Origin of the sequence: Streptococcus infantis SPAR10, assembly GCF_000279535.1 — a bacterium.
Lineage (GTDB): Bacteria > Bacillota > Bacilli > Lactobacillales > Streptococcaceae > Streptococcus > Streptococcus infantis_I.
The window spans coordinates 410,495-422,508 of the sequence record NZ_ALCH01000004.1; the positions used below are offsets into that span (position 1 = coordinate 410,495).

General features: G+C 38.5%; 11 protein-coding genes. 6 read left to right on the plus strand and 5 right to left on the minus strand.

What is annotated here, in order from left to right:
- Positions 1-106: 106 nt before the first annotated feature.
- The 4 genes from SPAR10_RS07255 (at position 107) to SPAR10_RS07270 (ending at position 3,202) form a co-directional block, all read left to right on the plus strand.
- Entirely contained in the window at positions 107-1,099 is a 993-nt protein-coding gene (locus tag SPAR10_RS07255; protein WP_004252457.1) for an ABC transporter ATP-binding protein, read from the plus strand.
- Between the two features lies 1 nt (position 1,100).
- Positions 1,101-1,919, plus strand: a complete 819-nt coding sequence (locus tag SPAR10_RS07260; RefSeq protein WP_004252458.1) for an ABC transporter permease — start codon at positions 1,101-1,103, stop codon at positions 1,917-1,919.
- 1 nt (position 1,920) lies between these two features.
- Positions 1,921-2,706, plus strand: a complete 786-nt coding sequence (locus tag SPAR10_RS07265; protein ID WP_004252460.1) for an ABC transporter permease — start codon at positions 1,921-1,923, stop codon at positions 2,704-2,706.
- 181 nt (positions 2,707-2,887) lie between these two features.
- Positions 2,888-3,202, plus strand: a complete 315-nt coding sequence (locus SPAR10_RS07270; protein WP_004252462.1) for a hypothetical protein — start codon at positions 2,888-2,890, stop codon at positions 3,200-3,202.
- A gap of 160 nt (positions 3,203-3,362) precedes the next feature.
- Here SPAR10_RS07270 and SPAR10_RS07275 read toward each other — a convergent pair whose 3' ends face one another.
- The 3 genes from SPAR10_RS07275 to SPAR10_RS07285 all read right to left on the minus strand — a co-directional run bounded on the left by SPAR10_RS07275 (position 3,363) and on the right by SPAR10_RS07285 (position 6,375).
- Positions 3,363-4,067, minus strand: a complete 705-nt coding sequence (locus SPAR10_RS07275; RefSeq protein ID WP_004252463.1) for a hypothetical protein — start codon at positions 4,065-4,067, stop codon at positions 3,363-3,365.
- A 165-nt stretch (positions 4,068-4,232) separates the two neighbouring features.
- Positions 4,233-5,903: an N-acetylmuramoyl-L-alanine amidase gene (locus SPAR10_RS07280; protein ID WP_004252466.1), complete on the minus strand. Its 1,671-nt coding sequence runs from the start codon at positions 5,901-5,903 to the stop codon at positions 4,233-4,235.
- 112 nt (positions 5,904-6,015) lie between these two features.
- On the minus strand, positions 6,016-6,375 hold the full coding sequence (locus SPAR10_RS07285; RefSeq protein WP_025170554.1) for a DUF3397 family protein: 360 nt from the start codon (positions 6,373-6,375) through the stop codon (positions 6,016-6,018).
- Between the two features lie 245 nt (positions 6,376-6,620).
- Here SPAR10_RS07285 and SPAR10_RS07290 point away from each other — a divergent pair, with 245 nt between their 5' ends.
- Both SPAR10_RS07290 and SPAR10_RS07295 read left to right on the plus strand, forming a co-directional pair.
- Positions 6,621-7,871, plus strand: a complete 1,251-nt coding sequence (locus tag SPAR10_RS07290; RefSeq protein WP_004252471.1) for a dicarboxylate/amino acid:cation symporter — start codon at positions 6,621-6,623, stop codon at positions 7,869-7,871.
- 14 nt (positions 7,872-7,885) lie between these two features.
- Positions 7,886-8,827: an ATP-grasp domain-containing protein gene (locus tag SPAR10_RS07295; protein ID WP_004252473.1), complete on the plus strand. Its 942-nt coding sequence runs from the start codon at positions 7,886-7,888 to the stop codon at positions 8,825-8,827.
- A 227-nt stretch (positions 8,828-9,054) separates the two neighbouring features.
- On the opposite strand, the gene SPAR10_RS07300 is transcribed toward SPAR10_RS07295, so the two are convergent.
- A complete protein-coding gene (locus SPAR10_RS07300; protein WP_004252475.1) occupies positions 9,055-9,918 on the minus strand; it encodes a YihY/virulence factor BrkB family protein in 864 nt (287 codons plus the stop codon).
- A 39-nt stretch (positions 9,919-9,957) separates the two neighbouring features.
- On the minus strand, positions 9,958-12,012 hold the full coding sequence (locus tag SPAR10_RS07305; protein WP_004252477.1) for a cation:proton antiporter: 2,055 nt from the start codon (positions 12,010-12,012) through the stop codon (positions 9,958-9,960).
- Positions 12,013-12,014 lie beyond the last annotated feature (2 nt).

A 12,014-nucleotide genomic window follows, 5' to 3' on the forward strand; every position in this document is an offset into this window, starting at 1 on the left:
TTGGTATAAATCCTTCTGTAATAATATTGAGAAGGTGTAGAAAGTAAGGATTTAGAATATTTGTAGTCAAAAATACAATGTTGTTTCTTACGATAGGGAGATAGATATGGCAATGATAGAAGTGCAACATCTTCAGAAAAATTTTGTGAAGACAGTTAAGGAGCCGGGGTTAAAGGGAGCTTTGCGATCCTTTATTCATCCTGAAAAGCAGACCTTTGAAGCGGTCAAGGATTTAACTTTTGAGGTTCCAAAAGGGCAGATTTTAGGATTTATAGGGGCAAATGGTGCTGGGAAGTCAACCACCATCAAAATGCTGACAGGGATTTTAAAACCGACATCTGGTTTTTGTCGGATTAACGGCAAGATTCCCCAGGACAATCGCCAAGATTATGTCAAGGATATTGGAGTCGTTTTCGGACAACGTACCCAGCTATGGTGGGATTTGGCACTGCAAGAGACCTACACGGTCTTGAAGGAGATTTACGATGTGCCAGACTCGCTTTTCCATAATCGCATGGACTTTTTGAATGAAGTTTTGGATTTGAAAGAATTTATCAAGGATCCTGTGCGGACTCTTTCATTGGGTCAACGGATGCGGGCGGATATTGCGGCCTCCTTGCTTCACAATCCCAAGGTTCTCTTTCTAGATGAGCCGACCATTGGCTTGGACGTTTCGGTTAAGGACAACATTCGACGTGCTATCACCCAGATTAATCAGGAGGAAGAAACAACTATTCTCTTGACCACTCACGATCTGAGTGACATTGAGCAACTCTGTGATCGGATTTTTATGATTGATAAGGGGCAGGAGATTTTTGATGGGACGGTTGGCCAGCTCAAGGAGACCTTTGGCAAGATGAAGACTCTTTCCTTTGAGCTGACGCCAGGTCAAAGTCAACTCGTCTCTCATTATGAAGGCTTGTCTGATATATCCATTGATAGACAAGGAAATAACCTAATAATTGAATTCAATAGTTCCCGCTACCAATCAGCTGATATTATCAAGCAAACCTTATCTGATTTTGAAGTCCGTGATTTGAAGATGGTAGATACGGATATTGAAGATATTATCCGTCGCTTCTATCGAAAGGAGCTCTAAGATGGTCAAATTGTGGAGACGTTATAAACCCTTTATCAATGCGGGGATTCAGGAGTTGATTACCTATCGAGTCAACTTTATTCTCTATCGGATTGGTGATGTCATGGGGGCTTTTGTGGCCTTTTATCTTTGGAAGGCAGTCTTTGATTCGTCGCAAGAGTCCTTGATTCAGGGCTTCAGTATGGCGGATATCACCCTCTACATCATCATGAGTTTTGTGACCAATCTTTTGACCAGGTCTGATAGCTCCTTTATGATTGGGGAGGAGGTCAAGGATGGTTCCATTATCATGCGTTTGTTGCGACCAGTGCATTTTGCGGCCTCTTATCTTTTCACCGAACTTGGCTCCAAGTGGTTGATTTTTATCTCTGTTGGACTGCCATTTTTAAGTGTCATTGTTTTGATGAAAATCTTATCTGGGCAAGGTATTGTAGAAGTGCTGGGATTAACTGTCCTTTATCTCTTTAGCTTAACTCTGGCTTATCTGATTAACTTTTTCTTTAATATCTGCTTTGGATTTTCAGCTTTTGTGTTTAAAAATCTATGGGGTTCCAACCTACTCAAGACTTCAATAGTGGCCTTTATGTCTGGAAGTTTAATTCCCTTGGCTTTCTTTCCGAAAATCGTTTCAGATATTCTATCCTTCTTGCCATTTTCATCCTTGATTTACACTCCGGTCATGATTATTGTTGGGAAATACGATACCAGTCAGATTCTTAAAGCACTTTTGCTTCAGTTTTTCTGGCTTATAGTGATGGTGGGCTTGTCTCAGTTGATCTGGAAACGAGTCCAGTCATTTATCACCATTCAGGGAGGTTAGGATGAAAAAATATCAGCGCATGCATCTGATTTTTATTAGACAATACATCAAGCAAATCATGGAATACAAGGTGGATTTTGTGGTAGGTGTCTTGGGAGTCTTTCTAACTCAAGGCCTAAACCTCTTGTTTCTCAATGTCATTTTTCAACACATCCCCTCGCTAGAAGGTTGGACCTTTCAAGAGATTGCCTTTATCTATGGATTTTCCTTAATTCCAAAGGGATTAGATCATCTCTTTTTTGACAATCTCTGGGCTTTAGGTCAACGACTAGTTCGAAAAGGGGAGTTTGACAAGTATCTGACTCGTCCTATCAATCCTCTCTTTCACATCCTTGTTGAGACCTTTCAGATTGATGCATTGGGTGAACTTTTGGTCGGTGGAATCTTACTAGCGACAACGGCGACTAGCATTGCTTGGACTCTTCCCAAATTCCTGATTTTCCTAGTTTGTATTCCTTTTGCGACCTTGATTTATACTTCCTTGAAAATTGCGACAGCCAGCATCGCTTTTTGGACCAAGCAGTCAGGTGCCATGATTTACATTTTCTATATGTTTAATGATTTTGCCAAATACCCGATTTCCATTTACAATTCGCTCCTTCGTTGGTTAATTAGCTTTATTGTGCCTTTCGCCTTTACGGCCTACTATCCTGCCAGCTATTTCTTGCAGGATAAGGATGTCTTCTTTAATATTGGTGGTTTGATTCTGATTTCCCTTGTTTTTTTTGTTATTTCCCTCAAACTTTGGGACAGGGGATTGGATGCCTACGAAAGTGCGGGTTCTTAAAAATAAATAAAGCCTTGTCTCAGGACAGGATTCTTTTTCCTTTTTATTAAATTCTGACCACATAGTCTATCATGACTACCACATAGGCAAAACCTATTGTTTGCGATTTTTATTTCTGTTATAGTAGTAATTGTCAAAGGGAGATTAAGCTTCCTAACAAAATAGAAAATGAGGTTATATCATGAAAAAAGTATTAGGTATCGGATTTATAGTCGTTGCAGCAGCAGTTTTGTATTTTGGTTTAGTTGGATGGCCAAGTTTGGATGTTAACATCTGGGCACTTTTTCCAGTAGGTCTATTCTTATTCTTTACTCTTGAGAATTTGGTTAAAAAAGATTATAAAGCTAGTCTCATGTGCTTGATTATTGCTTTTATTATTGCAAATGCTATTCTTGATATTTTGCCACTTTCAAGTGGGTTGGTAATCGGTGCTGGTGTTCTGGCTTGTGTGGGGATTGGATTTCTATTTCCAGAAAAAAATATTAAAGCAAGGTAATTTAACCTGAATATGAAAAAATAATATCACTAAAGTAAAAGCCAAAATTATGAAAAAGTTAAACATTTTTCAAAAAAAGAAAAAGGAGAAAACCAACTTGGTTTTCTCCTATATTTATTTAACTTATTTAAAAGTTAAATAAAATGATAAATTCCTTAGATTATTTTGAAAAACCTGCACCAAAGCGAGTGTTATCTCCAAGTTCACGAGTTGAATCATTCAAAGGTTTACCATCTGTTCCTTCAATTGGAGCAGATGTATTATAAGTTTCAGCACCTGATACACTGTAAGCATCTTTATATTGTGGTGAAACAGCATAACCAAAACGGTTGTTGTGGTTGTTAGCAGCATTTGCTTCAGTAACAATTTCTGTAGTTGGACGTGTTACACCTGGAATTGCTTTTGGATCTGGAGTAGCTGGAGCTGGAGTAGCTGGTTTAGCTGGAGCTGGAGTAGCTGGAGCTGGAGTAGCTGGTTTAGCTGGAGCTGGAGTAGCTGGAGCTGGAGTAGCTGGTTTAGCTGGAGCTGGAGCTGGAGTAGCTGATTTAGCAGCGTTAAATCCTGCACCAAAGCGAGTGTTGTTACCAAACTCACGAGTTGAATCATCCAATGGTTTGCCGTCTGTTCCTGGATATGGTTTAGCTGGATAAGTCTTAGCACCTGCAAAATTAATAGCTTTTTCTTTTCTTAATGGAGAAACAGCATAACCAAAACGGTTGTTATGGTTATTCTTAGCATTTGCTACTGTAACTGTCCCAGCAGTTGAAGCAGTTACTCCTGGGATAGAAGGAACTTCAGTAGCTGCATAAGAAACGCTAGCAATCGCTGATAATCCCAATACACTTGTTAATAAAACTTTTTTCATTGTTTTATCTCCTCTTTAATTTTTCATTATATTTCTAAGGCGAACCTTATTGTCTTTATTGTATCATATATGTATATATTGTCAAGTATTTATATTTTTTAAAAAAATATTTTCATTCAGAATTCTTATACACAAAAAGCCTCGAGATTTCTCGAGGCTTTTACTTTATTTACCTGCGTAATATTTTTGAATACCTTTGACAATCCCTGCTACCAATCTATTTTGGTAAGCATCGCTACGAATTTGTTGGTTTTCGTTGAAATTGTCAATGTAACCAAGCTCCAATAGAACTGCTGGTTTATCGGTTTCTCGAAGGACAGCAAAGCTACTTTGGAGAAGACCTGCATCCTTAGCACCTGTTTCAGCTAGGAGTGAAGAGTGGATATCTGCAGCTAGGCGATTGCTTTCACTGATACGGTCGGGATGGTTATGCCAGTATGGATTAATCTTAGAAGGATAACCAGCAGCTTCTTCGTAAGAATAGGTCTGAATACCAGAACGGTTAGAAGCAGGGCTGCCACTAGCATTGAAGTGAATACTAATAAAGATATCTGAATCAGTCTTATTAACCATTCTTGAACGTTCAGTGACAAAGTCGACATAGACATCACTATCTCTAGAAGAAAGAACAGTATAGCCAAGTCCTTCAAGTTCCTTGCGTAGTTTTTGATAAACTTGCATGGTGAGGTCTTTTTCATTCGTGTTATAATAAACAGCACCAGGATCTTTACCGCCGTGTCCTGGGTCTAAGAAAACGGTATATGTGTATTTTCCTTTTTCAAATCCACGACTTACTGGAACTTCACCTATCCATTTTCCATTACTTTGGAACTGATGTGCTTTTCCATCGATTTTACGAGTTCCTGTGACATAGACACCATTTTCATCTACATAGTAACGAGCATTGTAGTAGCTGTCATCAATCCATTCACTCTTAGCCATGTAACCACCTGACTTGAGGTAGTATGAGCCAATCCATTCACGCGCTGCATAAGCACCACCTGATTTTAAATAGAACCAGCTATTATAGTTTTTATCGAAAATCCACTCTTTCTCAGCCATGGCACCGCTAGCTTTTAGGTAGTAGATCCCTTGCCATTGGTTACTTGCCATAGTGGCATCTTTATTAAAGTAGTACCAAGTACCACCAATTTTATCCCACTTATTTTTACTTAATTGTCCAGAAGTTTGGGCATAGTACCATTTACCATCTTGTTTGACCCAAGCGCTCTCAGCCATAGCCCCACTATTGGTAAAGATATAACCATCAAAAATGGTGTTGCTGAGCATGATTCCATCTTTGTCAAAGTAGTACCATACACCACCAACTTTTTCCCATTTTTGCTGAGAGATTTTACCAGATGGCTTTGCATAATACCATTTATCTTTGATTTTACCCCAGCCACTATCTACCATAGCCCCGCTACTAGTCAGGATGTATCCATCATAAATCGTATCACTGAGCATGATACCGTTCTTATCGAAGTAGTACCATTTTCCTTGAATTTTTTTCCAGTTAAGAACAGGGGCATTGTTTTCATAGAAACGCCAGTGGTTTTCCTCTAATACCCAACCTTCTTTTTTGACTTCTGGAGCCTTGTCTTCCTCTTTCTTAGCTGGAGTTTCACTTGGATTTGTTGTAGAAGTTGTTGGTACGCTTGAACTTGTTTCAGTAGAAGGAGCTGCATCCTTCGTTTCAACCTTGTTAGCTGTTGTAGGCTGTTGCGTTGTTTCTGCTGTAGTAGTTTGTAGGTTATTTTCTTCAGCAAAAGCTGGATTTGTTGCTAATCCTAGAAAAGTAAGCGTGATGGCACTTGCCAAGAGCGTTTTTTTCACTTGTTTGATCTCCTATTTTTTTAATAATCTCTTTTTGAAATGTCATTAGAAAAGCACCTCATGTGGAAGAACTAGTTGCCAACTATTGAGGTGCTGGCAAATTTTATAGTAGTTATTTCATCATAAAGATTTGAATAATCATGATGATATAGATGAGCAATGTGAGTAGAAATCCAGCTCTCCAAAAGAATTTAAGGAATTTTGGATAATAAAAGCTACGTTTTTTGCTCAGGAAGAAAAAAGTTAAAATGATTGCCAACAAAGATAGGGCTGCCCCCAAAATGGGAAGTTGATTATGGGTAAAAACCTTTGCACTGATTAAATAGTATTCAAAAATCAGAAAAGGAAAAGCCAAATCTGCAAAGTTAATCCCCTTTTTCTTTAACTTAAAAAATCTACTAAAGATAATAGCCAAAGCCAAGGTTAGTACCAAAAGCAAGACGGAAGCGAGTTTCATTAAAATCATAACAATATTGTATCATAAAACTTGAATAAAAGAAAAGTATATTCCTTGATTTAACAGTGTTTTTCTAAAAATTTTTGATTAGAAACTGATTTTTTATACTATATCAAACATCAATTTGATTTACTTTGTAAAGTTGGAGTAGTTTGAACCTTCATGATAAATCTTTTTTATGGTGACAATAAAAAATATATATTAGTCAGGAGAGAAGAATAGTAGTAGAATGAGTAGCAAATAAAACAAAGGAGTTTCTTATGAAATTAGTTACTTTATGGTCAAAACTCTCACTAGGCATTCAATTATTGGTGGCTTTGGTCTTGGGTGTTATCGCTGCCCTTATCTGGCCACAATTTGCAGGCTTTTATCAATTTTTAGGTCAAGCTTTTATTAAATTGATCAATATGGTTATCATTCCGCTAATCTTCCCAACCATCGTTGTTGCAGTAGCTGGAGTTATCGGAAAAAAATCTTTCGGAAAAATCTTGACCAAGAGCTTGGTTTACTTTTTTGCCGTAACAACTGCCATTACTCTTTTGTTTGTATTTGCTAGTTACTATTTAGGCTTTGGTCAAGGAGTGAATATCGGTCAAACTGGTGGAAACCTTGATGGGATTGCTAACAATGTCAAGTTCAGCGAATTTTTGCTTGGTTTCATTCCATCAAATATCGTTAAATCTCTTTCAGATGGCGCTCTATTGCCAATTATCGTTTTTGCCATCTTTCTTGGTTACGGAATTGGGAATCTTAAGTCTGATAAATCTCAGAAGATTATCGAAGGTTTCCAAATCTGGATTGAAGCCATTTACAAGATTGTTGCAGTAATTATCAAACTATCACCGATTGGTATTTTTGGATTTATCGCTAAAGATGTTGCAACTACGGGTGTCGACAAGTTGATTGGGCTTGGTCAGTTTGTAATTGGAACTTATCTGGCTTATGCTATATTGGTTCTCCTTATTTTCCCTTTGATTGCTGTATTCTTTAAGGTGCCGTATTTGTCAGCCTTTCGTGAAAATTGGAGTCTCTTGACTCTGGCTTTTGTTACTGGAAGTTCTAGTGTGGTCTTGCCATCACTTCTTAAAGATTTGAAAAAACAGGGGCATGACGAGCATACAATTGATTTAGTTGTTCCTTTAGGATATACTTTTAACTTAGAAGGAGCAGCGGTTTATTTCTCAGTAGCGACAATTTTTATCGCCCACGCCTATGGTATTCAATTTTCTTTATCAAGTCTCTTGTTTACTGTTTTATTGTTGACTTTGATTGGAAAAACTGCAGCAACTGTGCCATCAGGAGCTATCGTAGTTCTATTAGCTGCAGCACCTCAATTGGGTTTGCCAGTTGAAGGAGTGGCCTTGATTTTTGCAGTTGATTTCTTTGTCAATGCTGGCCGTACCATGATCAATGTTTTGGGTCAAATCTTAACAGTTAGCGTTATCGAAAAAACAGAAGGCTATATTTTAGAAGAAGAAAAGGAAAGCCAATTATCAGTCAGCTTTTCTTAAGGAGTTTATAAGTAATGAGTGAAGCAAAAGTTTATGTGATTCATGAGAATCTAGAATGGACCCAGCATTTGGTCAAATGGTTGGAAGAATTAGAAGTCCCTTATGAACTATGGGATTTGTCTAGTGGGATTTTAGATTTGCAAAGCCCACCGCCGCAAGGTATCTTTTACAATCGTATGTCTGCCTCTTCACATACAAGAGGACATCGTTATGCGCCAGAATTTACAGAGCAAGTGATTACTTGGTTAGAAACACACGGACGCAAAGTTGTGAATGGTACCGGTGCTATCAACCTTGAAATTAGTAAAATCAAACAATATTTGAAGTTAAATGAATCTGGTATCGAGACTCCTGCAACAGTTGCGGTTTTGGGTCAAGAGAACATTATTGAAGCAGCAAGAAAATTAAACATTTATCCTTTGATTACCAAGCATAATCGAGCAGGTAAGGGTTTAGGCGTTCAGCTCTTCCAAAATGAAGAAGAACTGGCAGCTTATGTCAATAGCCCCCTCTTTGAACCTTCAGTGGACGGGATTACCTTGTTACAAGCCTACATCAAGCCAAGTGATGGACGTATCCGTCGTTCAGAGTTTATCAATCAAAAATTCCTCTATACTGTTTCGATCGATTCTTCAGATGGATTCCAACTGTGTCCAGCAGATGGTTGCCAAATCGGCAAGAGACCAGAGCAACTAGAAACGTCTGAAAAATTCCAGATTACAGAACCTCTACCAGATGACCGGAGAGAAGCTTATGAGAATTTCTTGAAAAATGCTCAGATTGAAGTTGCGGCGATTGAATGGGTTCAGTCAGAGAGTGGTGATATTTATGTTTATGATGTAAATACCAACACCAACTACAATCCTACCGCAGAAAAAAATGCTAATATTTTTGCTCACCAACATTTGGCTCAATATCTAAAAACAGAATTGCAAGCCCTAACGAGTGGACAATAAAGTAGCAAATTCAAAAATCCCCCAGTAGAGAATGACTGGGGGATTAATTTGTTTATACTCTTCGAAAATCTCTTCAAACCACGTCAGCTTCCATCTGCAACCTCAAAATAGTATTTTGAGCTGCCTTCGTCAGTTCTATTCACAACCTCAAAACGGTGTTTTGAGCAACCTGCGGCTCGCTTCTTAGTTTGCTCTTTGATTTTCATTGAGTATTAATCGATAAAAAATTATTGATTTGCTTTAAAGTCGGGGTCTTTTAGGCTTTGAACACTGGCATTGATGACAGCACCGATGATCAATATCTTGGCAATGATAATGAACCAGAACATCATCACAACAACGACGATAGAACTGAAAAATCTGACGTCAACGAGATAATTGACATAATTGTTGAAATAAGCTGCAAAGATGTTTAATAATGCAATAGTGTTAACTAGTACAAAGAGACTTCCAGGTATGACGTATCGAATCCGACTTACTTTAACATTTGGTAGGAAATAGTAGAGCATAATCACGGTAGCAAAAAGAAAGGCATAGATCAGCGGTCCTGTAAAATCCTGTAGATAAGAAAACAGAGCACTCTCGGATTTCCAGTAGTTTTTAAGCAGGTCCAATAACATATGGCCGAACATACTGAGGAATAAGGCAAGGGCAAAGAGAATTTGAAGGCCAAAGCTAACCAAGAGACTCATCAGCTGGTGTGAGATAATTCCTCTATTTTTTGCAACTCCATAGGCTTTATTAAAGGCCTTCTGAAGAAAATCCATGGATTTGGAGAAAGTCCAAAGAGCTGATAAGATAGCAAAACTTAGTAAACCTGTTGATGGTTGAGTCAGAACTTCTCTGACAATTTTTGCAACAACTTCATAGATTGTATCTGGTAAAAATTCCTTGATTGTTAATAGAAAGTTTGAGATGGGAATTTGAAAGTAGGGTAAGATATTGACCACTATCATAAGTAAAGGGAAGATTGAAATCAACCAATAGTATGCAACAGCAACGCTAGTTAACTCACTATCGGAGGCTTGATAGTAGTGCAAAAAAGCTTTTAATAAGGGTCTATCAGTCAGCTGTTTCCACAACTTTTTCATGTTACAATCCTCCAGTTTTTCTCTTGTTTTCTATAGACTTTAATTTCTTCGAACTAATTCCATCATATCATAAGGTAAGGTATTAGCAGATTCTTTTAAGGAATAAGTTTCTAAATTATTGACATTTTGGCGTAGCTTTTTGGCATATTGAGCTGAGATGAGTTTTTGAGCTTCGTATTCAAAGATACACTTACGCTCAAGGTAGTATCCTCTAAGCATTTCATCAATGTTATTGGGTTTGATACGATTGATAACCCGTTCCACAAAGGCACCACTCGTAATATGACTGGTTTCGCGAAGACGAGATTCCTGCATAAAGCTGATCAGAGAACTCTTATAAATCCCTTTGAGGTTTTCCAAACTCTCGATAATAATTTCAGTGTTGGCTAGGTAGAGTTCAGCAATCTGGTCATAATCAATGGCAAGAAGTCTCTGTTTTTCCTTGTCTTTCCACGAACGGAATGTTTTCCCAAATGTGAGCAATTCATGAAGTAGAAAACGAAGAATGCGTATGGAGACAAGGAAGTAGTAGGTTAGTCGAGAAGCAAAGTTTCGCTTAATATTTTTCTCCATGCTTTTCAAATAGCGTTGGTAGACACGATAAGCACGATCTCCAATCTTTCCTTCTTCATAGGCTTGTTCCAAGCCATCGCTTTCAACACTGAGAATCAAGAGTTTAAGAGCTTCCCAGTCTTCCTGAATCTCCTTGTTCTCCTGACTAAGAATAAGATTTTCAATACGTCCATGATAATTGTCAATAGCCGCATAGAGTGGAACCTTGTTTTTTGTGTTCTCTAAATCCTTCTCTAATTCCATGGCAACATCGTTTAAGATAGCGATGTGCATGAGCTGATCCTTAGATGGTTCTTTCTCTTCAGAAAGGTGCGGGAGTACTAGTAATCCCGTCAGGAAACTGACCAGGGTTACACCAGCTACGAGGAAGAGAAGAAGAGGGTATTCTTGTTCCAGATTAGACGGTATCAAAAGGATAGTGGCAATGGATACAGTTCCCTTAACACCAGAAAAGGTAAGGAGGAGCATGTCTTTGACATACTTGTCTAAACTTTTATGAAGCTTCTTAATCCGAAATGCGTAAAATCCATAGATCATGACAAAGCGGATAGCAAAAAGCAGGAAGGTCAAGAGGAAAACGCTGAGTAAGAGAAGTACTTTGTTGTAGAATGCACTCTTAAGAATTGGTTCCGCGATCATTTCCAGTTCCATCCCAAGAATGACAAAGACTGAACCATTGAGCATAAAGGTTACAGTCTGCCAAACAGTCTCAGTAACTGTATCAACTTGCGCTTCCAGGAGATTTATTTTCTTGAAACGACTGGCTTTCAGAATCCCAGCAACAACAACGGCGATGATGCCTGAAACATGAATTTCTTCGGCTATGAAAAAAGTCAAGAGAGGTAAACTAAGTTCCAATAAGAGCTCATTTGCGATATCTGTTGCACGGACACTGAGTAGAAAGGTATGAAGGAAGCGATTGATTAAGGCCGTTATTAAGCCGACTGTAAATCCTCCAACGATGGAAATGGCTAATGAAGTTCCGGCTTGGGTAAGGGAGAATGTTCCTGTTGTCCAAGCGATGAGAGCCATACGAAAGGCTACTAGTCCAGAAGCATCATTCAGAAGACCTTCCCCTTTTAGGATATTAGAGACCCGCTTTGGGAAGGAAAAGCGTTGAGAAAGAGATGCGAAGGCGACTAGGTCTGTTGGCCCTAAGGCGGCACCAACTGCTACACAGGCGGCTAATGGTAGGCTAGCCCAAAGGACATGAGCGACTCCCCCCATGCTCAAGGCTGAGATAAAGATAACTGGAAAAATCAAGTAGAGGACAATCCGCCAGTGTTTTAGGATAGAAGTAATGTCTGCTTCTTGAGCTTCGCGAAAGAGTAGTGGGCCAATGACTAAAGCTAGGAATAACTCAGTATCTAAATGATATTGGTTGTTGGGTAAACAAAGTCCAATTCCAATCCCTAACAAAATTTGAATCAGAGGCATGGGTAAAAAGGGAAGAAGTTTATTGGTCGTACTAGAAACAATAAGAACCAGTAAAAATACCAAGAGATAAAAAAGTAAATTCATTT